Source organism: Oleiphilus sp. HI0128, assembly GCF_001635365.1.
The window spans coordinates 1-25,761 of record NZ_LWGG01000887.1 but is presented as its reverse complement, the minus strand read 5'-3'; the positions used below and the strand labels follow the sequence as shown (position 1 = coordinate 25,761).

Sequence of the window (25,761 nt, the reverse complement as noted above, 5' to 3'; positions counted from 1 at the left end):
GGACGTTAAAGGCTTCAACATAAGGTGCCAATAGGTCCTGCCCCTTAAACTGACCATTAAGTACCGAAATAAAGGTATAGACGCCTACCAGCTTTCGATTCAGGAACACAAATTCTTTTGGCGGAATTTTAAAGTAACGACTAATTGCCGAAACAGCAGCTCGCTTGGCAATACGTGAAGGCAAATCACTATCGCGCCAACGATACTCTCCCTGCTCATTAAAAGATTCAGAACCCGCAGCAGACTGGTCTTTCGCTAAAGGCTCCAGCACTGCAATACAAACCCCGGCAAACTCTTCCAGGATTTTTCGCGGCCAGTCTGCTTGCATAAACTTTAACGCAATCCCACCACGAATAACACCTTCCAGGTCAGCTTCATAAGCAGCTGAAATCATTTGACATACAGGGTTAATAAATTGCTGTGGATACTTTTGCACAGCGCCAAAATCCAGTAACACTATTCTATCTTTGCCACTCTCTTCACCAATTCGTATTCGATAATTACCGAAATTTGGATCAGTTTGAATCTCGTGCCAGACGAACAACTCTTGCAGAAACAGCGCCAAAGATGATTTAGCCAGATTATTACGACGCGCCTGAGACAACTCAGCAACACGCTCGCTAGAAACATTTTCACCCTCTTCGTAGCTTGTAGCCATAACATTTTCGCAGGAGAACTGAAAATACACTTTTGGAACAATGAATCGAGGATCATCTTGAAGCATTTGAGAGAAGCGGGCTGTCGTTTCAGCTTCTAGGTGGTAATCTACCTCCCGATGCATCATCACTCTAACCTCTTCCAACCAATCGTTAAACGCTGGTCCTGCAGTAACCACCCTCGCCAAGCGAAGTATTTGTGCGACAGCATCCAGATCGGCATCAATTGCCTGAGCAACTCCCGGGTACTGAACCTTCAAGCAAATGACTTCACCTGTTTCGATTATTTTTGCACGATGAACCTGTCCTAGCGAAGCTGTGCCTATTGGCTCTTCTTCAACTTCAAGCTTATCCATATTCGCTGCGCCAAGGTGCTCGAACAAAACACCTCGAATGACAGGCCATTCCAGCGCAGTAGTATTTTCTTCAAGAGTATGGAGAGCTTCGGTAACTTCAGGTGGCAGAAAGTGTTCGCCATAAAGCGCCATGACCTGCCCGATTTTAACCACACTCCCCTTCAGCATTCCTAACTCACGAACAAGAAAGTGAGCTTGATCCGAAAGTGCCTTTTTGCGCTTTTCAGCTCTAGCCTCTTTGCCGGAAAATAAAGAGGTAGTCATATGACCAGCCATCCGCGTACCGGCCAGTAAGCCTGCTTTAGTCAGACTCAAACGACGCTCAAAGCTACCCGTTTTGATAGCTGAAACTGTTTTATTACTTTGAGTATTAGAGTCTTTCTTGGACTTTGACATAAGCTACACTTTTGGCAGAGATTCGCCCTTCGCTTGTTTATCTGCATGATAAGAAGAGCGGACCATTGGGCCACTAGCAACATGTTTGAATCCAAGCTCTTTGGCAAGCACCGCTAAATCATCAAACTCTTGTGGCGTGACAAAACGCTCTAAAGCCAGGTGATCTTTACTCGGCTGCAAATACTGCCCCAGGGTTAACATATCAACATCATGCGCACGAAGGTCACGCATCACTTGCTCGACCTCCTCAATCGTTTCACCAATTCCTAACATCAAACCCGACTTGGTTAGTACATTGGGAGCCAAAGCCTTATAAGACTTGAGCAAATCCAAAGACCATTGATAATCAGAACCAGGACGAACCTTTTTATAAAGAGAAGGAACTGTTTCAAGGTTATGGTTGAACACATCTGGCGGTGTTTGCTTTAGGATATCGAGCGCAACTTCCATACGGCCACGAAAGTCTGGCACTAATATCTCAATTTCAATATCGCTGCTACGTTCTCTGATTTCGTTTACACAATCAGCAAAGTGCTGAGCACCACCATCACGCAAATCGTCACGATCTACGGAGGTAATCACAACATAACGCAAAGCCATATCTGCAATTGCAATCGCTAACTCACGAGGTTCGTTTTCAGCAAGTGGCTTGGGACGACCGTGAGCAACATCGCAAAACGGACATCGTCGAGTACATATATCCCCCATTATCATGAAGGTAGCGGTGCCGCCGCCGAAGCACTCTCCCAAATTCGGGCAAGAAGCCTCTTCACAAACACTATGTAGTTTATGCTTACGTAGCTTACCCTTTATCTCATCAATCTTTGGGGTTGCCGGAACCCGAACGCGAATCCAGTCTGGCTTTCGTGGCATTTTTTCAGTAGGAATGACTTTAACGGGTATTCTGGCGACCTTCTCGGCGCCACGAAGCTTTTCACCCTGCACAGCTCGCTTAATCGTCTTAGCACTACTGCCTGTCTTCGCGTCGGCACTACCCTTGGGAGAATCTGTCATAACTACCTTCTACTAAATTTAATTTTGAGCAATTAACTGTCTTTATATTCCATAACAATATCGTCATAGGAAAAAGACTTTCGCAGCTCATTAACCAAGCAACCTGCCGCTCTCTCAACAGCAACATCTTCTTGGAAATCACACAGCTGAACCATTTTGAGATCTTGATAGCCACAAGGGTTAATACGCCCAAAAGGCTCAAGGTTCATATCGATATTGAGACTCAAACCATGAAACGAACGCCCATGCCTGATACGCAAGCCCAGTGAAGCAATTTTATCTTCTCCCACATAAACACCGGGAGCATCTTTTTTAGGTGCAGCCTGAATACCGTATAAGGCCAACATATTGACCAAAGCCTGCTCTATTCTAGAAACAAGGTCTCGAGCACCAATTCCCATACGGTTTATATCGAGCATAAGATAAATTACAAGTTGTCCCGGGCCATGATAGGTAACCTGACCACCCCGGTCGACAGGTACAACAGGAATATCTCCTGGCGCTAGAATATGCTCTTCTTTTCCGGCCTGCCCTTGCGTGAAAACAGGCTCATGCTGCAGCACCCATATTTCATCTTCGGTCTGCTCGTCGCGCTGGTCGGTAAATTCCTGCATTGCTCGCCAGACTTTTTCATAAGGCTGGAGACCGTGTAACATTTTTACTTGTAAATGCTGGCCAAACGCTGGGCCATTTGAGTTTTGAGCTTTCTCTGTCATCGCTATCGCCCTCAGATCAACATGCCAGACTAGATAACCATTTTTATATGGCCAGTCGCCATCAAGGCTTCATGTATCGCTTTTAACTGAGCTTCGCCAGTCGCGTATATATGAAAACGCACCGAGACGAAGGTTCCCTTGCTGCTTTCATTCAAGGTAACCCGATTCTCATCCAGGTCTGGAGCATGAACCTTAACGGTTTCAATCACCAAAGCTTTCAAATCAATATTATTAGAACCAATTGCTTTAATCGGATAATCACAAGGAAACTCTATTTTAACTTCATCTTCAGATGAAGAAGCTGATAGACCTTTAGCTGAAGAGTTACTCAGTATCACAGGTTTCTTTATCATCACACTACCTCCAACCAAGAACTAATTTTCATTAAGAAAACAAACCAATGAAAAACAACTTAATCATATCCAACAGGCGTTTAAAGAAGCCACCCTCGGGCACGGGCTCCAAAGCTACTAAAGCTTCATCAACAATTACTTTACCGTCAAGAGACACAAGTAAGCGGCCGTATTCTTGTCCCACGGCAACAGGCGCTTCAATTACATTATCTACTTTAAGCTCTGCTTTAAGGTCATCTTTTTGACCCCGAGGAATCGTTACTATTACGTCTTCGGCTAAGCCCAACTGGAAAGAATCCAAAGCACCCTTCCAAACCTGGCTATCTGTCAGTACTTCACCAGCCTTGTACAGTTCGTGCGTCTGATAATATCTAAAGCCATAGTTTAACAACTTCTGTGTCTCTTTAGCTCTGGCATTTTCACTATTCGTACCCATGACAACACTAATCAAGCGCATACCATTGCGCTTAGCTGACGCGACAAGGCAATAACCTGCTTCTTCAGTATGTCCGGTCTTTAAGCCATCGACTGACTTATCACGCCACAACAAGCGATTGCGGTTTGGCTGCCTTATATTGTTATAGGTGAAGTATTTTTCAGAATACAAAGGGTACTGATCAGGAAAGTCATTAATGATCGCAAGAGCCAGCTTTGCCAAATCAGAGGCTGATGAATAATGCCCTTCAGCAGGCAAGCCTGTAGCGTTCATAAAGTTGGAGTTTGTCATGCCCAGTAGTTGAGCTTGCTGATTCATGATATCGGCAAATGCATCTTCGCTACCAGCAACATACTCAGATAGCGCAATACTTGCGTCATTGCCTGACTGAATAATTACGCCTTTGAGCAGCTCTTCAAGCAAAACTTTTGAGCCTTCCTTGATGAACATTTTTGACCCGCCAGTGCGCCAAGCCTTAACGCTCACTGGAACCTCGTCATATAAATTGATATTACCTTGAGCTACTTCGCTTTCGACGATGTATGCGGTCATCATCTTAGTCAAGCTGGCGGGTGGCAACTGAACGTAGCTTTCATGCTCTACGATTACTTCGCCACTCGTGGCATCCATTAAAATATAAGAGCTAGCTGAAACCTGTGGCGGAGAAGGAATAAGAGCTGGCTTAGCAAATGCGTCGGCAACATGGAATCCGAGAAGTAACAACAAAGAATAAAGTGGTAACACCTTACCTAGTGATCTGAACATCATTAAAAACCCGATTTTGATTTATATGAACGAAGTGACATATATTGAAGAAAGCAAGTCTAACCGAATTCAGCAATCGATTCATCCATAAGCGAAGACCAATAAGCCAATCTGTATTAAAATTAACGCTTCAGCTAATACAGACTTCTAACGAACAAGAAGAGGTATAAACGAAATGAAGGAACTCAAAAACGGCTCTGTTGACAGCGCACAAACAGTTAAAGCAGGCTGTGGAATTCGCTACGACCCTGAACAGCTAGACGGAGATTGCGGCTTCGATTTTTCACAAGCTGAAAACATGAAGCCTGAGAAAGAAGCCCATATACCTAAGAGCCCGGAGCCAACACAGGACGACTAATCACAACAGGTGCACCAACCTCACTGTCGGATAAATGAGCCTTTAACTTTTCTGCAGCGCTCATGTCATCAACTGGTCCAACTCTGACACGATAGATATTAGCCCCTTCAGCCTTCCCTACAAACGCAGAGTGAGCCAAGCCCATTCTCTGTAGACGCTGGAGAAGGTTATTAGCCGAAGCCTGATTAGATAGCGCCGCCACTTGAACAAAATAGGCTAAGCGGTCTTTGCTTTCTTTTACCCCCGAAGCCTCCTCACCACTCACTGTTGGTTTTGGTACAACGATTGATTCTAGTAAAAGCCTGGCAGTTCCTTTGTTGTGGTAATCCAGCTTCTTGGCTGCGGCATAAGATAGATCTAATATTCTACCTTCATGAAATGGCCCACGGTCATTAACTCTAACCACAACCGACCTTTGATTTTCGAGATTTGTCACCTTCAAATAGGCAGGAAGAGGCAAGGTCTTATGCGCTGCCGACATGGCATACATATTATAAATCTCACCATTTGAAGTCAGCTCACCATGAAACTTCAAGCCGTACCAAGAGCCAATCCCCTCCTCGCGATACTCCTTAATCGAATCGAGCAGGTGATACTCCTTTCCTCGCACAGTATAAGGAGAGTAATTGCCTTTTGGGCTGATTGGCTCCCATTTAGGGATTGCATCTGGCACCTTGGATACATCGAACTCTCCAGTAGGCCCGACATCATGCTTCATGCTGTAGCGAGAACTACTACAAGCCAGCAAAAGCAGGGCCAGGCAACACAAGAGAATGCAACGCAAACTACTCAACACCTTAGTTCATTCCTAGCTTTAGAGCCTCGGAAAGCTGGTAAACTGCCATCGCATATAAATGACTATGGTTATAGCGAGTAATCACGTAAAAATTCCTCAAGGTTAACCAATACTCTTCACCGGTAGCCCCTTGAAGTATCTGAAGTTTCGCAGGCATATTCTTATCCAAACCAGCAGGAAGACGCAAACCGTGTGCCTCAAAATCAGCTACCATATGCGACGGCTTGAGCTTCTTATGAACAAGCTCTTGATAACCCTCTCCTAAGTCTGACTTTTCTAGCTGAAAAGCGACTGGCTGCCCCTCGGACCATTTATGCATCTTAAAATAGTTAGCAACACTTCCCACCGCATCGGTAGCGTTATTAAGAATGTCCGCAACCTTATCGCCATCGAAATCAACTGCGTAGTGACGATAGCTACTTGGGATAAACTGGCCGTAACCCATCGCACCCGCATATGAGCCTTTCAAGTCTAAGGCTGCAAAGCCCTGCTCTTTAGACAGAAGAAATACTTGCTCTAACTCTTTTGTGAAAAACTTTGAACGAGGCGGATAGTCAAAAGCTAAAGTTGAAAGTGCATCCACCACACGATAACTCCCCTTGTTACGGCCGTAGCGAGTTTCAACACCTATTATGGCAGCAATAACATGAACCGGAACACCGTACTTTTCCTGAGCCCGGTTTAGGCTCTCTCGGTTTTCTTCAATGAAGGCTAAACCTTTCTTAATTCGATCATCGGTAAGAAATATCTTTCGATAACCCTTCCATTCGAGGCGCTTCTCTGCAGGTCGAGCAATTGCTTTCAGAATACTATCTTTCTTTTCTGCCTGAGAAAATATTTCAGCTAACTTTGCACTTTCAAAGCCGTGCTTACTAACCATCATATCAATAAAGCTTTTAGCTTTTTCGTGCTCAATATAGTTCGCATTTGCCGAAGAAACCGACAACAGCATCAGGCAAGCTGAGATTACAAAAAACAATTTATTTCCTGAACGCATACATAATCCTTTTATTGTTCGCAATTCGCTTAGCGCGACAGCATCTTTCTATGAGTATGAATTGACATCAGTACACCAAATGCCGCCATTAGAGTTACCGCAGAGGTGCCGCCATAACTTACCAACGGAAGTGGCACACCCACAACAGGTAAGATACCACTTACCATACCGATATTTACAAAAACATATACAAAAAATGTCATGACCAGACTGCCCGCCAATAGACGACCATATGAATCCTGAGCCTTAAGCGCTATGAACAGCCCCCTGAATATAATCAGTAAATATAGAAGCAACAACCCCAAGACGCCAACAAAACCAAACTCTTCTGCACAGACTGCAATAATAAAATCGGTATGACTTTCAGGTAAAAAATTCAGTTGAGACTGAGTACCTTCAAGCCACCCCTTCCCCCAGGTGCCGCCAGAGCCAATCGCCGTTTTCGATTGAATAATATTCCAACCTGAGCCTAGCGGATCACTTTCTGGGTCGAGAAAAGTTAGGACACGTTGTTTTTGGTAATCTCGCATCACAAACATCCACATAAGCGGCGCAAAAGATGCGAGTAAAACAGCAAAGCCCCCGACTAGCCTCCAGCTCAAACCCGCAAACATTAATACAAAAACACCCGAGGCGGCAATTAAGATTGAAGTCCCCAAATCCGGCTGCTTAACAATGAGCAATACCGGAATAAAAACGAGCACCAATGATCCCATGACAGCCTTAAAGCTTGGAGGTAAATAACGCGCAGCCAAAAACCATGCAACCATCATCGGCACCACCAACTTCATAAACTCAGAGGGCTGAAAACGCGGTAAACCTGGTAGCTGTAACCATCGCTGTGCACCTTTAGCACCCGTTCCAAAGAAAATAACCCCTATCAACGCTGCGACACCAATAACATATAGCCATGGAGACCAACGCCGGTAGACATTGGGATCTAGCTGAGCAAAAACAAACATCACAACAAATGCAATACCGAAGCGTGTCGCCTGTTTTTCGACATACACCATATCTTGACCACCTGCGCTATATAAAATAGCCAGACCAACGGCACACAACAATAGAAGCAAGCCCAACATGATCGGGTCTAGGTGCAAGCGAAACAGAAGACCACCACTATTGCGCAAGTGACTTTCTGCCCCGGGCATCTGCCTTAGAAACTCTCTACTCATTTGATTCGCGACTCAAATATCAAAACGACTATTCCTTTGGAGTATCTGGATTAGAGGAAGCTATATGCCCGAGAGAAATCAACCACTCATCAAACATGGCCCTAGCAACTGGCGCAGCAGCACTACTTCCTCCTCCCCCATTTTCAACAATCACCGCCACGGCAATTTGGGGCTCATCCAACGGCGCAAAACCAACAAATAAAGCGTGATCTCGATGTCTCTCGATCAAGGCTTCAGCATCATATTTTTCGCCCTGAGCAATACCTACTACCTGAGCTGTTCCGGTTTTTCCCGCCATTTTATAACTAGCATTGCGACCACTACCGCGAGCCGTCCCATGACGGCCATGCATCACATCAGCCATCGACTCAATAATATAATCAAGGTCTTCCGGCCTGCTAAGATCAAGGTCAGGCATTTCAACCTCACGACGGCGAGCAGAATATTCGCTTTCTCCCTTTCTTAGGGAAATCGACCTCAATAGAGTTGGTGCAACCCAGCGTCCCCGGTTTGCCAAAAATGCTGTAGCCGTTGCCAACTGCAATGGCGTTGCAAGCATAAAACCTTGACCAATCCCTAGGTTCAGTGAGTCACCTGGATACCAAGAGCGACCTTTTAGGGCCTTCTTCCACTCACGAGTTGGTAAAATCCCGGATCTTGCTTCAGAAATATCCAAAGCAGTATTACTCCCAAAACCGAAATAGCCTAAATACTTAGACATCTGATCAACACCCATTTTAAACGCGAGATCGTAAAAATAGGTATCGCATGACTGAGCAATAGCAGATCTTAAATTTATACGCCCATGCCCTTCCCGCTTCCAGTCGCGATATATCCGCTCATCATTTTGTAATTGATAACGTCCCTCATCCCAAATGCTAAACTCTCGCGTGGTCGTATTGGTATCAAGACCGCCTAAACCGACCATAGGCTTAATCGTAGAGCCAGGTGGATACTGCCCTTTTAATGCCCTGTTAAATAAAGGAAGATCCAAAGAATCTCTTAGCTCGCCATAAGACTTGTAATCAATCCCCGTAACAAAAGCATTTGGATCAAAGCTCGGCGTACTAACCATTGCCAGTATGCCGCCGGTTTCAGGCTCTATTGCGACCACGGCTCCCCTATTTGAGCCAAGTAGCTCCACTGCCCGGTTTTGCAGCTGTGCATCCATATGTAGAGTAAGATTTCTACCTGGCACCGGATCACTTCTATCCAACACCCGCAAAACCCTGTTACTGGCGTTTGTTTCTACGGTTTGAAAGCCAACCTGACCATGCAATTCTGACTCATAAAATTTTTCAACTCCAAGCTTGCCGATATAGTTAGTCGCCGAGTAGTTTTGCTCATCGACCTTTTTTAGCTCTTTTTCATTTATTCTTCCGACATAACCGATCGAATGCGCAGTATCTTTCGCCATCGGGTAGTGTCTAGCGAGCTCGGCAAGTACCTTCACTCCCTTCAGTTCATGCCTGCGCACCTCGAGCATCGCAATTTCTTTCTCGGTCAACTTACTTTTTAGAATAACAGGGTGAAATGGTCTTCTGGCCCGTTTTAAACGTTTTTTAAAGCGCCTCACATGATCATCAGAAATTGATATGACTTGGGCAATCGAAGCAATACTTTCATCAATGGAGGCGCTGTCTTCTGGTGTAATCGCGACACTGAAAATTGGCCGATTGTCAGCTAGCAAAATACCGTTTCGGTCATAAATCAAACCACGGTTTGGTGCAATCGATTGCAACTGCATGCGATTCTTATCGGATAAAGTTTGAAAATGCGTATGATTAGTAATCTGCAGGTAGTACATGCGGAAGATCAATCCGCCCGTCAAACTCAAGACAAAGATTGACGCCACAATCGTGCGAAAAGCATAAATTCGCTTCTCTCGATTCGAGTCCTTAAGGCGACGATCAGACTTCAAACCCAACTCCCCTGAAATAGATCGAATACACTGCAAACACTCTTTTTAATCATGAACGGTGATAAGGGTGATTCTGCGTAACCGTCCAAGCCCTATATAGCTGCTCAGCAAGCACAACACGAACAATGGGATGAGGTAATGTTAATGCAGAGAGAGACCACTGCTGATCAGCACGAGCTCGACATTCATTGCTTAAGCCGTCCGGCCCACCAATAAGAATAACTAGATTTTTGCCACTCATTTGCCAGTTTTCAAGGTTAGAGGCTAACTTCTCCGTACTCCAGTTAACACCTTTAACCTCAAGCGCAACAACATGATCCTGACTATTAATTTGAGCGAGTATAGCCGCACTCTCTTTTTGAATAGCGCGCTTGATATCGGCATTCTTACTACGATTCCCCAAGGGAATCTCGATAAACTCTAAAGGAAGGTCTTTAGGAAGGCGCTTAACATATTCGTTTGCGCCTTCCGTCACCCACTTCGGCATTTTAGTACCAACAGCAAGTATTTTTATTTTCATCGCTATCGCAATTCACAAACAGTGCAGAGATTGAATTATGCTTATTACATAAGCCAAAGGAAAAACTAAAGAAAAGGCTATAGTTAATGCTCAGTCATTGAGGCACTGGCATCCGGGCCATCACGCCAAAAGCCTTCCAGGTCATAAAATGTGCGTGAAGCGGGAAGCATCACATGAACGACAACCTCGCCCAGATCAACCAAAACCCAGTCACTGCCATCAGCACCTTCAATACCTAAAGGCCGTCCGCCTTTATCTTTTACTTCGGAAACCAAATTTTCTGCAAGAGACTTAACGTGTCTGCTCGAAGTCCCTGAAGCGATCACCATATAGTCTGTGACGCTAGTTTTATCTTTAACATCCAGCACACAGATATTATCAGCTTTAAGATCCTCTAAAGCCTCGACCACTACAGTTTTCAATTCTTCAGTTTGCATACGTTCTTTGTGTTCCCCATTTGGTTAATTTTGCCTGCTCTGAAACAGCGTTTCAAAACAGCAACTCACTCTCGATAAAGCGCATTATCACAGATATAGTCTTCAACCGCACCTATCACAAGGTAACGAATGCTTTTATTTTTCCTGACCGCTTCACGAATGGCAGTGCTAGAGATATCTAACTGCGTCAAATCAAGCATCAAAGCTAAGCCGCCCGGCTGCTCATGCAAGTAATTGGCAGACATAACCCATTCAAAGCCAAGTTGCTCCAGACATTGCTTTATATCGCCTTCAAGTTCACCCGGGCGCTTTACAACAACAATATGCGTCTGCTTTGATAGCTGCTCTGCCTGACGCCAGGTTCTTAAACCTCGCGCAGCATCAGTCCCCATGACGATACTCAAGGCCTGATCACCAAGCTCTTGACGCATCTCGCGAACTGATTCAATGGTATAACTTGGACAACCCCGCCGAATCTCTCGCTCATCAACATTCAAACACGAGTCATGAGCTGTCGCCAGCTTCAACATTTCAAGGCGAGAGTCAGCACTTGCCGACACACTATCCTTATGCACAGCCTGGTAACAAGGCATCAAGTCGACACTGTTGACACCCAGTTCCGAGACAAGCTCGGTGGCCATGCGCAAATGACCAACATGAACCGGGTCGAAAGTACCACCGAAAACAACTTTCACGAAGTTAGACTTCTCATAAGGAATCTAATTAATGCAGGCCTCACTGACGGATATGCCCATCGCCCAGCACCACAAATTTTTCCGAAGTTAAGCCATGCAGACCAACCGGCCCACGCGCGTGAATCTTATCGGTTGAAATGCCGATTTCTGCACCCAAACCATATTCAAAGCCATCAGCAAATCGCGTTGAGGCATTGATCATTACCGAGCTGGAATCGACACTCGCTAGGAATTGACGACCTTTTGTATAGTTCTCGGTAACAATTGAGTCAGTATGGTGCGAACCGAACTCATTGATGTGCGCAATGGCTTCCTGCATACCCTCTACCACCTTAATAGATAATACCGGCGCAAGATATTCTGTCTGCCAATCTTCCAGCGTCGCATCCTTCGCAGCAAAACCCGCATTATTCAAGATTGTGCAAGTTTGCTCACAGCCACGTAGCTCAACCTCTTTTTCTGCATATAAAACTGCTAACTGGGGCAGAACCTCTTCAGCGACAGGCGCATCAACCAAAAGCGTTTCCATCGTATTGCAAGTGCCATAACGATGCGTTTTTGCATTCAATGAAATTGCCTTCGCCTTTTCAATATCCGCATCACGGTCGATAAACACGTGACATATACCGTCCAAGTGCTTAATTACTGTCACCTTAGCGTCTCGACTGATTCTCTCGATCAGACCTTTTCCGCCACGAGGCACGATCACATCGACATATTCTGGCATGGTGATCATTTCACCCACTGCCGCGCGATCTGTCGTTTCAATCACCTGAACAGCCGTTTCAGGCAAGCCAGCTTCAGACAAACCTATTGCGATACAGCTCGCGATGGCCTTGTTTGAATGAATAGCTTCTGAACCGCCACGAAGAATCGTTGCATTACCCGATTTAATACACAGGCTCGCCGCTTCAACCGTTACATTTGGTCTAGACTCATAGATAATCCCAATCACACCAAGCGGCACACGCATCTTGCCAACCTGAATACCGGAAGGCATATACTTGAGATCGTTAATAATTCCAACAGGATCATCAAGCCCTGCTACTTGCTGCAAGCCTTCAATCATGCCATCTATACGCGCTGGCGTAAGCTCCAAACGATCAAGCATCGCATCATCCAAACCATTTTCACGCCCAGCCTCAAGATCCTTTTTATTCTCTTGAATCAACATATCACGCTTGGCATTCAAAGCATCAGCGGTTGCTAATAGAGCTTTGTTTTTTAATCCGGTACTGACTGAAGTCATCTGGCTAGCAGCTTGACGAGCTGCCTCACCCACTTTGACCATATAGGCTTTAACGTCCATCTTCTTCTCTTGGCTTAATTATCAAAAACGCGATTATAGCGTGTTCCTACTGCCGCTCCTAGTACTAGCAATGTAGCACCCCAAAAAGAGCCGCCAAACAGCGATAAACTAAACACAAGACATCCGTATTTCTTACTGATATCGAGACATCTTAAATAGAACATTATATTCTAAACATCTGATCTTTTAGCATAAGTGAGAATATAAGCGCACTCCACCACCACTCACTAAAGCACCACATCCCTTATTATTTAGCGACAAGCCTGTTATAATTCCGCACCCTTTTGTTAGGTAGCAGCCTATAGAAATAGCAGCTATCCACTTAAACACGATTTTTTCGTTTATTGACCTCTGGTAAGAGTTACATATATGTCGCAATACAATTTGACTCATTTAAAGCAATTGGAAGCTGAAAGCATCCACATCATTCGAGAAGTAGCCGCTGAATTTGATAATCCGGTAATGCTCTATTCTGTCGGTAAAGATTCCGCTGTTATGCTGCACTTGGCTCGCAAAGCTTTTGCACCAGGTAAGCCACCTTTCCCTCTAATGCATGTTGACACTACCTGGAAATTCCAGGAAATGATCAAGTTTCGTGACGAGACCGTTAAAAAGTATGGCTTCGATCTGATCGTGCATATCAACCAGGAAGGCGTTGATCAAGGCATCGGACCTTTTACTCACGGTAGTGCCAAGCACACCGACGTAATGAAAACCCAAGGTCTTAAACAAGCACTGGACAAATATCAGTTTGACGCAGCCTTCGGTGGCGCACGACGTGACGAAGAAAAGTCTCGCGCTAAAGAACGTGTTTACTCTTTCCGTGATGAAAACCACCGCTGGGACCCAAAGAATCAGCGCCCTGAATTATGGAATACTTATAACGGTAAGATTAATAAAGGTGAAAGCATTCGTGTATTCCCTTTATCTAACTGGACAGAACTTGATATCTGGCAGTACATCCACCTGGAAAACATCGATATCGTTCCACTTTATTTCTCAGCGAAGCGACCTGTTGTTGAACGTGACGGCGTCATGATCATGGTTGATGATGAACGTATGCCGATTGAAGAAGGTGAAAAGGTAGAGATGAAGTCGGTACGCTTCCGTACGCTTGGTTGCTACCCGCTAACGGGTGCAGTTGAGTCTGAAGCGACAACCTTGCCCGAAATAATTCAGGAAATGCTACTAACCACCTCCTCTGAAAGACAAGGCCGCGTCATTGATCACGACCAGGCAGGCTCAATGGAGCAGAAGAAGCGCGAAGGTTATTTCTAGGCCAGCATATACGTACAAAGCTGATACATAGCAACCAAGATTATTGCCTCACGCTAAGACCCAGCGCGAGGCAGCAAATAAAGAGATAGTTTACATGTCACACCAGTCAGATCTTATCAGTGAAGATATTAACGAATATCTGAAGCAACACGAACAAAAAGAACTACTACGTCTTCTTACTTGTGGTAGCGTTGACGACGGCAAGAGCACACTTATTGGCCGACTACTTCATGACTCTCAAATGATTTATGAAGATCAACTTGAAGCAATTAAGAAAGACAGCGTTAAGTCCGGCACCAACGAAGGTGAAATCGACCTTGCACTATTAGTTGACGGCCTACAGGCTGAGCGCGAGCAAGGCATCACCATTGATGTTGCTTATCGTTATTTCTCAACTGCTAAACGCAAGTTCATCATCGCCGACACTCCCGGACACGAGCAATATACTCGTAACATGGCAACTGGTGCGTCAACTGCTGACCTGGCAATCATCCTGATCGATGCACGTCACGGTGTATTAACGCAAACCAAACGTCACTCATTTATTGCTTCTTTACTGGGTATTAAGCACGTCATCGTTGCCATCAATAAGATGGATCTGGTTGACTACAGCGAAGAGCGCTTTAATGAAATCAAGAGCGATTACCTTTCATTCTCTGACCAGTTAGATTTGGGCGATATCCAGTTTGCACCACTTTCTGCACTGAAAGGTGTTAACACAATCAGCAATAGCGACAAGACACCTTGGTACAAAGGCAAGCCTCTAATGGAGATGCTTGAGTCAGTCGAAATAGCTAAAGACAAGAATCTGGAAGACTTCCGCCTACCAGTACAATACGTTAACCGCCCTAACCTTAACTTCCGTGGTTTCTGTGGAACGATTGCTTCGGGTATCGTTAAGCCTGGCGATAAAATTACTGCACTTCCTTCGGGTAAAAGCAGTACCGTAAAAGAAGTCGTGACCTTTGAAGGTTCACTGGATGAAGGTTTCGCAGGTCAAGCGGTTACGCTTACCTTGAATGATGAAATCGATATCAGTCGTGGCGATATGATTGTTCAGTCTGACAATCACCCAACGGTAAGTTCTGCGGTAAAAGCACATATCGTTTGGATGTCTGAAGACAAAATTCAGCCAGGCAAGCTTATTGATATTAAACTTGGTTCCAAGCAGGCTTCAGCGTCAATTCAGTCAATTGAGCATTTAATTGACGTTAATACGCTTGAGAAAAAGGATGCCAGCGAACTAGAGCTTAACAGTATTGCATTGTGTACGATCCATGCAAACCAGACACTTGCGTTTGACCCATATGGTGAAAACAAAGCAACGGGCGCCTTCATTATTATCGACCGTCTAACCAACGTAACGGTTGGCGCAGGCATGATCGTTGAAGCCGCTGAAGATACTAGCGCACAGTGGGAACCTGTTAGCGAAGCAGAGCGTGCAGCGCGTTTAGATCACCAGGTAGCCTCGATTATTGCTTGCTCAGGTGAAGCGGGTGATGTACTCGCTCAAGCCGCTGAGCGTAAGCTGTTCAATCAGGGTCGAACTTGCCTGTTGATCACCTCTCACATGGCCGACAACGATGCAGATAAACTCTTGATTGCTAAGGCAGCTAAAGAAGCAGGCTTAATTGCAATTACCTCATTGGAAGGCAGTTCAGATATTGCAGATACCGTACTATCAGCAACATCTGACGTAGATATTCCTGAACAGGTAAAAGGGCTTAGCTAAATTTGATTCACTGAGATACTCATCTCAGTAAGCCTAACCCAAAGACAGGGGCTACGATTTACTTCGTAGCCCCTTATTTCATTGGACACAGAGAGAACTCAATCCATGGCTATTACTTCGCTAGTTTTTCATAAGATTACTCGCTGGCAAGAAGATCAACCTTCAGAAATTCAACTCTGTGAGCAGGCACCTGACGTCACTGCAGATCATGAAGGACTCTTCAGTCAACTTAAAAAAGTCTTTCAATTCAAAGCAGGTAAATTCCACGGTCAATTTGATGAAGACTATAGTAGTGCCCCCTATCAAAACTGGTTGAAAGAGCAACTGGATGGAAAAATCAGCTTCGAGAAGCTAAGCCTTCTCTACATGAATCAACTCAAAGACCTAGTGGATAAAACCAGCGAGAGCTTTGAAGCCACTATCCTTACGGTTCATGAGGAACGTGCAGATGGCCCTCGAGTCTATATCTTTGCGCTGGAAACAAATTCCGGCCTACTCCTAGACTCTGGGCTTAATCTCGATACCGTGGACTACCTCAACACAAATAAAATGGATCTTGCCCTGCGCATCGACCTTGATGACTGGCTTTCAGAAAGCGAAAGTACTGACCCATACCTTTGCTTGGTCCGCGCACGCTCAAAAGCCAAAATAGGTGAAGCATTCACTCAGTCAATCGGTTTCAAGAGCTCTATCGACAGCGCAAAAGAAACTGAAACGCTAATGGAAGTATTAGCAGGCTACACCAAAGAAACCGAACCCAAGCAAGCTGCTCAGCTTCATCAAAAAGCCTATGACTTTTGCGTTGAACAGCAGCAGCTAGGTGAAGCAGTGCCGATTAATGAGCTATCGGGCTTCCTTGATGAAAATGAACCCACCCGCTTTGCTCAATTCGCAGAACAAGAAGCGCAACTAGACACCAGCCAAACCCTGCGCCCAGACACTCGTAAGCTAAAGCATTTGGTCAGAATCTCTGGCAAGGGCAATGGTTTAAGCCTGTCCTTTTCATCAGACCTTATGCAGCAAACAATCTTGTTTGATGAGCAGTCAAATACGCTCACTATTACAGAAATCCCCAAGAGCCTGAAAAAACAGATTCTTGAACACATTAAGGACAAGCAAGAAAACTAGTTCTTAACACTAAACCAAGGCGCCGGATTTACGTTCCGGTCATGCTGATAGGAAATAACATGTCTACCACACCAAACGAGCAAACTTACGTTGTTTGCGCATTATATAAATTTGTCACACTCGAAAATTACAAAGAGATTCAAACCCCTCTTCTTGAATTGATGAAGAGCATCGACGTACGAGGCACCCTACTACTTGCAGAAGAAGGCATCAACGGCACCGTTGCTGGCTCTAGAGCGGGCATAGACAAACTTCTTGAGTGGTTAAAGTCAGACCCACGTTTGAGCGATCTTAGCTATAAGGAGTCTTTCACCCAAGAAGCTCCGTTTGCCCGAACCAAGGTAAAACTGAAAAAAGAAATCGTCACCATGGGCGTTGAAGGCATAAACCCTAAGGAAGTAGTTGGCACCTATGTAAAGCCAAAGGACTGGAACGCACTCATCTCTGACCCTGAAGTTCTACTAGTCGATACGCGAAATGATTATGAGGTCGAAATTGGCACCTTCCAACATGCCTTGAACCCTCGAACCGAAAGCTTTAGAGAGTTCCCTCAGTACGTTGCAGAAAACCTGGATAAGGCAAAGCACAAAAAAGTCGCGATGTTTTGTACGGGCGGTATTCGTTGTGAAAAATCGACAGCTTACCTGAAAGAACAAGGTTTTGAAGACGTTTATCACCTTGAAGGCGGCATCCTTAAATACTTAGAAGAAGTTCCAGCTGAAGAGACCATGTGGGAAGGCGAATGCTTTGTCTTTGATGAACGCGTAGCAGTCAATCACCAACTGGAGAAAGGTCGTTACGATCAATGTAATGCATGTCGTCTTCCAATTACAGAAGAAGATAAATCTAGCGAGCTTTATGTTGAGGGCGTTAGCTGCCCAAGGTGTCACGACATGCACACCGAAGCACAAAAAGCCCGCTTCGCTGAACGACAGAAGCAAATAGAACTCGCTAAGCTGCGCCATGAGAAACACATTGGTGGCGATGTCAGCGAGACGATTGCTCGACGTAAACTTGAAAAGCAAGCAGCAATCAAAGCGCAGCAAGAGAAGTTAAGCAAGTAATACAGTTGGCCTCATTAGCTTATACGGGCGCCTCTTAGCAGGCCTCGTATAACTTTTATCGCAGGTACTTCATTTTTTTGCATACTGGTTCGCCTGAAGTCTCGCAAAACTCGCTATAATTCCCCAGAATAATAGACTGTTTGATACATGGATGCGCAATGAGCAAAATTTCTACCCTCTTTGTCTTATTTCTTGCAATTAGCTTGGGAGGCTGCGCTGCGGTCACCATTACCGAAAGCGGCCCCTCTGACTTCAGATACCGCCCTCATTATGAAGAATCCAAACATTTCTTTTTATGGGGCTTTATCGGCGAGCATCACATTGACGTCACCAAAATTTGTCGCCAACAACCCGTAAAACAAATGCAAAGCAAATACTCGGCAACAGATGTGCTATTTGCCACCTTATCTCTAGGCTTATACCTCCCCAGAACTGCGAAAGTCTGGTGTGAACTGGAGAATGACGATTCATGAAACAGCTAAATAAATTACTAAGTGCCACCCTGCTAGCGACGACAATAGCGATGAGCCAAGGCTGCGCAGTGATCCATTTTGAAAATGGCGAAGTCGTGCCTGACCCCGTACCGTCTCTATTTGACTTCTCATCAGATGTATCCGAAGACGATTTGGATGCCAGCTCAGGCAAGCGCTACCGCAGGTGGTATCACCACAGCATTTATCAGTTCGCTGAATTAAGCAATGCCCTTGAAACAAGTCAGGTTTGTGTCGGCCTTGACTGGAACCAGGTTACTACTGAGGTTACACCAGTAGATGTGGTGGTCGGCTTGCTGGATAACGCATTATTCTACAACGCCTCGGCTATGGGAATTGACCTCTGGTCTCATTGGAGCATTGAATACTCCTGCCGAACGCCTCAATAGTCAGCGAAACAGAAACTAGTGCGACTGCATAGACTTATGTCGTCGCACCTCGCGAAACAGCAAAGCTGAAAGCACGAGCGCACTGACTGCCAGCCCTACTCCCATACCTCCCCACACGCCTACCGCACCATAGGGCTCCAGCAAGAAGTAAGAAATAGGCATACCGACACACCAATAGCTAATAATCGCTGCCAATGTCGGCGAAGCTCCAAGCTTAAAGCCCCTAAGGGCGCCCATACTAATCACCTGCCAAGCGTCAACCACCTGAAAGATTGCAGCAACTAGAAGAATTGAAGCCACTAACTGAACAAATTCCTGGTAATTCTCCGCTAGAAGCTGTTCCTTTTGTACAAACAGCTGCACCAAAGTTTCAGGTGCAAAGATAAATATTATTGCAGCAAAACAAGCGCTTACAAGTGCCAGTACAAAACCTGAACCCACAGCTTGTGGAACCTGCCCAACAGCATTCTGCCCGTATAACTCCCCCACCTTAACTGAAACCGCTTGGGAGATCCCCAGTGGCACCATAAAACTTAAGGTAGCTGCCTGAAGCGCAACATGATGAGCAGCCAGAGCTGTCGCCCCCAACCACCCAATCATGATTGCTGCAGCCGAAAACATTCCCACCTCCATTGCATGGGCCAAAGCGATAGGTAATCCAAGCCTTAGCGTTTCAAGAAATTGCGAAAGAGAAAAGTTTTGCCAGCCCTTCCAAAAAGGAAATCCCTTAAATTCATCGCGTCGATAACTCAAAAACACCAATCCCAGAAACATCGCCCAGGAAATAATACAGGTTCCTAAGGCTATGCCTTCCAGGCCCATTTTTGGAAAACCCAAATAGCCTTCCATCAACACCAGACTAACCGGGTAATTTGAAACGGCTGCTATTAGGCTAATAGGAAGAATAAGCCTTGAATTACCTAAGCCAACAACCAAACTGCGCATCAAGATAAAACCAAATGCTGGCAACAATGCCCATAAAACAAGATCTAAATATGATTGAGCAAAAAAAACCAGCTCAGACAGCTGGCCAAAGAAAAGTAAGACAGGCGAGATATTAACCAAGCCAAAAGCAAAGACGACAAAAAGAATCACCACCAATAAGCTACCAGACAAGACTGCACGGTGGATTTCACTTTGATTACCACTGCCCTTAGCAAAAGCAACCATATTAGCCGTAGCGACTAAAGCACCAATACCAACGATGTAAAAGAATTGATATACAACTGCGCCCAAACCACCACCAGCAAGCACATCAACCCCTAAACGCCCCATCAATAGCGTATCGATCAAACCCATTAAAGCAAATGAGATTTGCCCTATTACCAATGGGCCAGCAAGGCTAAAGATAGCTTTCAACATAGGAGAGAGTCTTGTTCTAGTGAGCTTTTATCGCTCAAAGTTTATTCTGAAGCAGAATCACGCTTAGCTCTGATACTCGCATACCATTGTGAGGGGTTTATTATCTCACCGTCCTCTTCACTAACTTCGGGATATGGAAGTTTGTTCTGGTGGCAATAGCTAGCGACTTTAGGGTGCGCCCAGCGAAAGAAAGTTTCCTGATAGGTTTTACCATCTAAACGAACCTGATCATAAGACCCAGCCAAGGACCGCTGCCTTTGCGCTTCAGCGAGAATAATGGCTGCGGCAACCGATACGTTAAATGACTCCACCATACCAAGCATCGGAATCACAATATGCTGATCCACCTTGGCCGCTGCGATATCACTGACGCCCTTCTTTTCATTACCTAATAGAATCGCGCAAGGCTTAGTATAGTCAACATCCCTATAATCAATTGCGCTATCAGACAGATGCGCAGCATAAACCTTATAGTCCTTTTCATGCAGGGTATCAATCGCCTCTGGCATTGACTCATGTCGAACAATATCCACCCAACGATCACTGCCCATTGCCGTACCACTATAAGGGCGATGCTTATCCCAGGGCCATACCATATTTAGTTCTTGGATACCGACCGCATCGCTGGTTCGAACCAGTGCAGCAATGTTTCTCGGCTTATGAATCTGTTCTGTCAGTAGCGTTAAATCTGGCTGTCTGAGGTCTAACGTGCGCTTTAGTTTTTGGTAACGTTCTGGTGTCATGTCTTATCGAGTGACTAAAATTAGAATATTAACAACGGCCATTGCCAGCAAGCACAACCATGTAAACAAAGTACCGTAAAAACGACCTTTAGTCGGACCATTCTTCTTCGATAAGCCATAAGCATGTGCAATACGAGACAATAGTAGCGTCAGTCCGAACACATGTATAAGCCAGGGTGTTAAGTGGTTTAACTCGAGCATTAGCAGTAAAGCAATCCCTACAGGTATATTCTCTACTGCATTAGCATGCGCTCGCACAGCGCTCTTCATTGCTTTTGAGCCAGTATCATCACCAATGGATATTCCCTCATCTCTACGAAAGGTTGTCACCCGATAAGCTAGAAACACGATAAGGATCACTAACAATGAAGCATATAATGGACTAATAAATAACATGGTCATTCTCCTGGCTTTTTATTCTGATAATAAGTAACGCGGGCAGAAGGATCTACGACTTGTCTGGTCGCCCACCCGAAGGAAAACTGGCAACAGAACTGCGGCTTCCAGAGATCTTGGGCGTGCCTTCTTGCTCAACCTCATCAATTCTGACGATCGCATTCATTGGAATATAAGTTCGTTTAACACCAGTAAACTCGTTCTTCAAACGCTCCTCACTAGGATCTACAAGCAATTGACTCTTTTCACCAAAAAGAAGCTGCTCCACCTCAATGAAGCCGTATAGTTCCGAGGGATATACATGAGAAGCGTAAATCTCGTAGATATCTTCATTATTATAAAAAATAACTTTGTAGGTTTTTTTAAGGCTCATAAGGACAAGTAGTACCGAAGCGTTTTAAGGACGCGCTATCATAACAGAGAGCAGTAAAGTGACAAACCAAGAACTTGTCTCAAGCCATAAATTAAAAAACCAGCTAACTAATATAGAAAGCTGGCTTCATCACGATGAGATTGTAACGTTTATTCTAAACGGCTACTTTTCGTATCGATCACTTTTCTTCACATATTCCAAAGCGTCGATTACCGCTTTGCGTGCCTTGTCTTCAACCTCATGACTTTCAGTGGGTGAGGTGTAGAAAAACATATCCACTTCATGGCGAATGTATCGTGGTGGCAAATGGTTTAAGGCTATACAAAGCACATCGGTGAGAACATCCTCATCAAAATCCTGCCCTTCTACCTCTTTAGCCAGTGTTTCAATTACCAAGGATTCGTAGTAATTCTGAATATTATCAAGAAGTGACATTAATATACCTCGTACTATCAGCAACAATTTTTATGTTTAGATCGATTTACACTCATGTAGATCGTCCCAGCCATTAAAGCATCTAAAGATAGAGTCTAGCATCTAAAACAATTAACAACAGAGCCAGTTTCAAAATGGCGATCAAAAAGCGGTAGAAAGCCTGTTTTCATTTAGTTACCCAATCACAACCCAATTAACAATAATTAATCGCATCTTGGCTGGCTAGGCCTGCGCTGATCACATACAATCGGAAGTAACCGTATATTTTATATGCTCATTTATTGGCAAAATTATTCTTATGATGATAACGAAGCGAAATATTTACACCCTTCTACTTAGCGTTCTAATCAGCTCGCTTTCCCTTTCTGTTTACGCTAAAGAAAGCAAAGCAGAATTTACTGAAGAACTCGCTCCAACAAGAGCCCAACAAGAAGCAAGCCTGTATGTTGCTCGCTCATTATCGCTAAATCATTACCGCAAGCAGCACATCGATAAAACACTTTCTGAGAAGGTTTACGAAAACTACCTTGATTCACTCGATCCCTCTCGAATTTATTTTCTTAGCGAAGATATTACAGAGTTCGAGATTTACCGCTTTCGCTTAGATAGTGCCTTAAAAACTGGTCAGTTAGACCCTGCATTCAGAATTTATAACCGCTACCAGACGCGAGTAATCACTCGCCTCAATAAACAAATTGAATTTCTCAATACCAAGCTGAACACCTTAGACTTTACTAAAGACGAATATATTTTAACTGACCGTTCAGAAGTAGACTGGGCAACAAGTGAAACAGAGCTGGATAATATCTGGCGCAAGCGAACTAAAAATACGGCCCTGTCTCAAAAACTAGACGGTAAAACCAACGAAGAAATTAAAGAGTCCTTACTAAAGCGTTATCAAAACCAGCTAAAGCGAACTCTACAAGTAAGAAGTGAAGATGCATTTTCTGCCTACATGAATGCCTTCACTACCCTATACGATCCTCATACCACCTATTTTTCACCACGCTCTTCAGAAAATTTCAACATTAATATGAGCTTATCCTTAGAAGGTATCGGCGCCGTACTACAAGCAGATAATGAATTTACTAAAGTGGTCCGTCTAGTTGCTGGCGGGCCAGCACAGAAACAAGGCAAACTTCACTCTGCTGACCGTATTGTTGGTGTTGCCCAAGGAGAGAAAGGCGATATGGTTGAGGTAATTGGCTGGCGACTTGATGAAGTCGTTGAGCTCATTAGAGGCCCCAAGCATTCTAAAGTCAGACTCAAAGTCATACCGCATACTGCCAAACTAGATACTGACACAATAGAAATTAAAATCGTTCGCGACAAAGTTAAGCTCGAGGAACAAGCGGCTGCCAGTTCAGTACTTGATATAGAGCGCGACGGAAAAAATCATCGAATTGGCGTTATTGATATCCCAACTTTCTACGCTGACTTCAAAGCCATGCAAGAAGGTGACCCAAACTATAAGAGCACGACACGAGACACGCTCAAATTACTAAAAGAAATGCAGGCAGAACAAGCTTTAGACGGACTTGTGATTGATTTACGCGGGAACGGTGGCGGCTCTCTCGATGAGGCTAATCAACTAACCGGACTATTTATACATGAAGGCCCTACCGTGCAAATCAGAGGAGCCAATCACCGCATTGAGGTATTGGATGATCCCGATCCTAAACTGATGTACGACGGTCCGCTCATTGTCTTGGTAGATAGACTAAGCGCCTCTGCCTCTGAAATCTTTGCTGGCGCAATTCAGGATTATGGTCGCGGTATCGTAATGGGTACACCAACATTCGGCAAAGGGACTGTACAAGCAGTTCGCCCACTTAACCATGGCCAGTTAAAAATAACACAAGCCAAGTTTTATAGAATCTCTGGCGCTAGCACCCAGCACAAAGGCGTTGTCCCGGATATTATTTTACCTGACACCATTGATACTTCGAAAGTAGGTGAAGATGCCCTGGATCACGCACTTGAGTGGGACTCCATTGCTTCAGCCAAATTTAGCAAGGTGGGCGCCTTGAGCCCGCTTAGCCAAAAACTAGCCGAGAGCCATATCACACGTATTACACAACATCCTGAATACGTACTTTTGTTAGAAGAAATAGAATTACTAGAATCTCAGCGCGGTATAGAAAAAGTAACGATTAACGAACAAAAACGAAAAACCGAAGACGAAGCCTTCGACAAGGCACGCTTGGACTTACTTAACAAGCGCCGCCGACTTGAACAAAAGCCAGAATTTGAATCTCTTCAGGCCTGGCGTGACAGCGAAGATGAAAAGCCTATTGAAACAGACAAAGCACAAGAACCAGACTTTATCGTTGAGGAAAGTGCTGAAGTCTTATTAGACTTTATTTCTTTACAGCAAGTTAGCGCGAATGCCTTAGCCAATGCTCTTTAGCAATAGAGCTTGATTCGGTAACACTCGACACTGATATAGCGTGGCACGACATATGAGCGAGAAAAACTCTGAAAAGCCCAAGTCAGATGAAAAAAAGTCTGCAAACTCTCGCTCCAAGAGTGAAAAAACTGAACCTTGGGTGTCTGAAGAGTCTATCAGTAACTTTTTAGGGCGTGTTTCAGGTGCAACCACGAGCGCCTTCAAGTTCGCTAAGAAAACTGGCGGCACGTCCTATAAAGTCGGCAAGGCCATCATTCAGTCGCAGGACCAATTAAAACTTATGGTATCTGCCGGTCAGTCCCTTAAAGACCTTCGCGAGGTTGCCGGCCTGACAGTTAGTGAGCTTAGCGAAGCTGTAAACCTGAAAGATAAGTCCGTTATCGAAGCTGTAGAGAATGGCACAGCCACTCTCTCTTTCGAACTAATACTCCGCCTGGCCGCCCTTCTTGCCAGAAACGACCCTATTCCTTTCATTCTCAAATACAGTAGAACCTACGCACCAGACACATGGAAAATCTTGAATGACTGGGGTGCCGGACGCCTTCCTCTTCATTATGAAAGAGAGCGACAGTTCATCAATATTTACCGTTCTCAAGACCAAGCGAGACAGCTATCGGATGAAGGCTACGAACGCGTTCTTGAGTTTACTAAACAAGCATTCAATATGTCTCTTCACTTTATCGCTGAGCAGGAAGATGCTTTACAAGAAATGATTGAGACTCAAGAGGAACAGATGGAAGTGCTCAGATCCAAAATGAGCCAGGTACATAAGCACAAAACGCAAGCACCAAGCGATGATAGTGATGCAAAACAAAACTCCGATGAAACGCCAGCTGAGGGCAAACCCAATGAACAGCAAAAAGACGCGCCCTGATCTCCCCTCCCTTTAAGCACTCTTTTCATCGAAGTTCGTGATATAGTCCCCTAAAGATTCTATTCATCCTCTAGCCTACGACACTGAAGTATAACTATTCGTTAATATTTTGAGAAAACGCAACCTTACCGAAGGCAATATCAGCCAGCAGCTCTACAAAATGACGGTTCCTATGATTGGCGGCAT

The 25,761-nt window shown here is 44.8% G+C and carries 27 protein-coding genes; 9 read left to right on the top strand and 18 right to left on the bottom strand.

Annotated elements, in window-relative coordinates; genetic code table 11:
* The 5 genes from A3763_RS14275 to A3763_RS14255 form a co-directional block, all read right to left on the bottom strand.
* A partial coding sequence (locus A3763_RS14275) for an AarF/ABC1/UbiB kinase family protein (RefSeq protein ID WP_068760166.1) occupies window positions 1-1,408 on the bottom strand: 1,408 nt, incomplete at its 3' end.
* Between the two features lie 3 nt (window positions 1,409-1,411).
* A complete protein-coding gene (gene lipA / locus A3763_RS14270) occupies window positions 1,412-2,422 on the bottom strand; it encodes a lipoyl synthase (RefSeq protein ID WP_068507899.1) in 1,011 nt (336 codons plus the stop codon).
* A gap of 32 nt (window positions 2,423-2,454) precedes the next feature.
* Window positions 2,455-3,078, bottom strand: a complete 624-nt coding sequence (lipB, locus tag A3763_RS14265) for a lipoyl(octanoyl) transferase LipB (RefSeq protein WP_231872205.1) — start codon at window positions 3,076-3,078, stop codon at window positions 2,455-2,457.
* Window positions 3,079-3,167: 89 nt separating this feature from the next.
* Window positions 3,168-3,491 (bottom strand): YbeD family protein, encoded by a 324-nt coding sequence (locus tag A3763_RS14260; RefSeq protein WP_082865051.1) that lies wholly within the window; start codon window positions 3,489-3,491, stop codon window positions 3,168-3,170.
* Window positions 3,492-3,522: 31 nt separating this feature from the next.
* The gene (locus tag A3763_RS14255) at window positions 3,523-4,695 is read right to left on the bottom strand and encodes a D-alanyl-D-alanine carboxypeptidase family protein (RefSeq protein ID WP_068507904.1); all 1,173 of its coding nucleotides are present in this window, start codon (window positions 4,693-4,695) and stop codon (window positions 3,523-3,525) included.
* A 172-nt stretch (window positions 4,696-4,867) separates the two neighbouring features.
* Between A3763_RS14255 and A3763_RS14250 the strand changes: the two genes are divergently transcribed.
* Window positions 4,868-5,050, top strand: coding sequence for a hypothetical protein (locus A3763_RS14250; RefSeq protein ID WP_068507906.1), 183 nt, complete (start codon window positions 4,868-4,870; stop codon window positions 5,048-5,050).
* Here the strand turns inward: A3763_RS14250 and A3763_RS14245 are convergent.
* The 8 genes from A3763_RS14245 to A3763_RS14210 all read right to left on the bottom strand — a co-directional run bounded on the left by A3763_RS14245 (window position 5,019) and on the right by A3763_RS14210 (window position 12,900).
* Window positions 5,019-5,768: a septal ring lytic transglycosylase RlpA family protein gene (locus A3763_RS14245; protein WP_082865052.1), complete on the bottom strand. Its 750-nt coding sequence runs from the start codon at window positions 5,766-5,768 to the stop codon at window positions 5,019-5,021. The genes A3763_RS14250 and A3763_RS14245 overlap by 32 nt on opposite strands.
* Before the next feature lie 79 nt (window positions 5,769-5,847).
* Window positions 5,848-6,825: a lytic murein transglycosylase B gene (mltB, locus tag A3763_RS14240; RefSeq protein ID WP_231872203.1), complete on the bottom strand. Its 978-nt coding sequence runs from the start codon at window positions 6,823-6,825 to the stop codon at window positions 5,848-5,850.
* 47 nt (window positions 6,826-6,872) lie between these two features.
* Entirely contained in the window at window positions 6,873-8,018 is a 1,146-nt protein-coding gene (gene rodA / locus A3763_RS14235) for a rod shape-determining protein RodA (protein WP_197469920.1), read from the bottom strand.
* Window positions 8,019-8,046: 28 nt separating this feature from the next.
* Complete coding sequence (gene mrdA / locus A3763_RS14230; RefSeq protein ID WP_068553355.1) at window positions 8,047-9,939, bottom strand: penicillin-binding protein 2; 1,893 nt, start codon at window positions 9,937-9,939, stop codon at window positions 8,047-8,049.
* 49 nt (window positions 9,940-9,988) lie between these two features.
* Entirely contained in the window at window positions 9,989-10,459 is a 471-nt protein-coding gene (gene rlmH / locus A3763_RS14225; RefSeq protein ID WP_068507911.1) for a 23S rRNA (pseudouridine(1915)-N(3))-methyltransferase RlmH, read from the bottom strand.
* Window positions 10,460-10,542: 83 nt separating this feature from the next.
* Window positions 10,543-10,896 (bottom strand): ribosome silencing factor, encoded by a 354-nt coding sequence (gene rsfS, locus A3763_RS14220; protein ID WP_068507913.1) that lies wholly within the window; start codon window positions 10,894-10,896, stop codon window positions 10,543-10,545.
* A gap of 65 nt (window positions 10,897-10,961) precedes the next feature.
* Complete coding sequence (gene nadD / locus A3763_RS14215) at window positions 10,962-11,591, bottom strand: nicotinate-nucleotide adenylyltransferase (protein ID WP_197475473.1); 630 nt, start codon at window positions 11,589-11,591, stop codon at window positions 10,962-10,964.
* A 40-nt stretch (window positions 11,592-11,631) separates the two neighbouring features.
* Window positions 11,632-12,900, bottom strand: a complete 1,269-nt coding sequence (locus tag A3763_RS14210) for a glutamate-5-semialdehyde dehydrogenase (RefSeq protein WP_068507915.1) — start codon at window positions 12,898-12,900, stop codon at window positions 11,632-11,634.
* A 369-nt stretch (window positions 12,901-13,269) separates the two neighbouring features.
* Between A3763_RS14210 and cysD the strand changes: the two genes are divergently transcribed.
* From cysD to A3763_RS14180, 6 genes are all read left to right on the top strand, one after another.
* A complete protein-coding gene (cysD, locus tag A3763_RS14205) occupies window positions 13,270-14,178 on the top strand; it encodes a sulfate adenylyltransferase subunit CysD (protein WP_068507917.1) in 909 nt (302 codons plus the stop codon).
* A 94-nt stretch (window positions 14,179-14,272) separates the two neighbouring features.
* The gene (gene cysN, locus A3763_RS14200; protein WP_068507920.1) at window positions 14,273-15,910 is read left to right on the top strand and encodes a sulfate adenylyltransferase subunit CysN; all 1,638 of its coding nucleotides are present in this window, start codon (window positions 14,273-14,275) and stop codon (window positions 15,908-15,910) included.
* Between the two features lie 105 nt (window positions 15,911-16,015).
* Window positions 16,016-17,038 carry a nucleoid-associated protein gene (locus A3763_RS14195; RefSeq protein ID WP_068507922.1) on the top strand — a complete coding sequence of 341 codons (1,023 nt, stop codon included), beginning with the start codon at window positions 16,016-16,018 and terminating at the stop codon, window positions 17,036-17,038.
* Window positions 17,039-17,097: 59 nt separating this feature from the next.
* Complete coding sequence (locus tag A3763_RS14190) at window positions 17,098-18,102, top strand: rhodanese-related sulfurtransferase (RefSeq protein WP_068507924.1); 1,005 nt, start codon at window positions 17,098-17,100, stop codon at window positions 18,100-18,102.
* A 158-nt stretch (window positions 18,103-18,260) separates the two neighbouring features.
* Entirely contained in the window at window positions 18,261-18,575 is a 315-nt protein-coding gene (locus tag A3763_RS14185; RefSeq protein WP_068507927.1) for a Bor family protein, read from the top strand.
* Window positions 18,572-18,982, top strand: a complete 411-nt coding sequence (locus tag A3763_RS14180) for a hypothetical protein (RefSeq protein WP_068507930.1) — start codon at window positions 18,572-18,574, stop codon at window positions 18,980-18,982. Before A3763_RS14185 ends, A3763_RS14180 begins: the two co-directional genes overlap by 4 nt.
* Before the next feature lie 15 nt (window positions 18,983-18,997).
* On the opposite strand, the gene A3763_RS14175 is transcribed toward A3763_RS14180, so the two are convergent.
* The 5 genes from A3763_RS14175 to A3763_RS14155 all read right to left on the bottom strand — a co-directional run bounded on the left by A3763_RS14175 (window position 18,998) and on the right by A3763_RS14155 (window position 22,291).
* Entirely contained in the window at window positions 18,998-20,344 is a 1,347-nt protein-coding gene (locus A3763_RS14175; RefSeq protein WP_068507932.1) for an MATE family efflux transporter, read from the bottom strand.
* A gap of 41 nt (window positions 20,345-20,385) precedes the next feature.
* On the bottom strand, window positions 20,386-21,087 hold the full coding sequence (gene trmH / locus A3763_RS14170; RefSeq protein WP_068507934.1) for a tRNA (guanosine(18)-2'-O)-methyltransferase TrmH: 702 nt from the start codon (window positions 21,085-21,087) through the stop codon (window positions 20,386-20,388).
* Between the two features lie 3 nt (window positions 21,088-21,090).
* Window positions 21,091-21,483, bottom strand: a complete 393-nt coding sequence (locus A3763_RS14165) for an MAPEG family protein (RefSeq protein WP_068507986.1) — start codon at window positions 21,481-21,483, stop codon at window positions 21,091-21,093.
* A gap of 52 nt (window positions 21,484-21,535) precedes the next feature.
* Window positions 21,536-21,856 (bottom strand): DUF1820 family protein, encoded by a 321-nt coding sequence (locus tag A3763_RS14160; protein ID WP_068507936.1) that lies wholly within the window; start codon window positions 21,854-21,856, stop codon window positions 21,536-21,538.
* 162 nt (window positions 21,857-22,018) lie between these two features.
* Entirely contained in the window at window positions 22,019-22,291 is a 273-nt protein-coding gene (locus A3763_RS14155) for a late competence development ComFB family protein (RefSeq protein WP_068507938.1), read from the bottom strand.
* Window positions 22,292-22,589: 298 nt separating this feature from the next.
* Between A3763_RS14155 and A3763_RS14150 the strand changes: the two genes are divergently transcribed.
* Together A3763_RS14150 and A3763_RS14145 are read left to right on the top strand one after the other, a co-directional pair.
* Entirely contained in the window at window positions 22,590-24,701 is a 2,112-nt protein-coding gene (locus tag A3763_RS14150) for a carboxy terminal-processing peptidase (RefSeq protein ID WP_068507940.1), read from the top strand.
* Between the two features lie 52 nt (window positions 24,702-24,753).
* Entirely contained in the window at window positions 24,754-25,575 is an 822-nt protein-coding gene (locus tag A3763_RS14145; RefSeq protein ID WP_068507942.1) for a RodZ family helix-turn-helix domain-containing protein, read from the top strand.
* The last annotated feature ends 186 nt before the right edge of the window (window positions 25,576-25,761 follow it).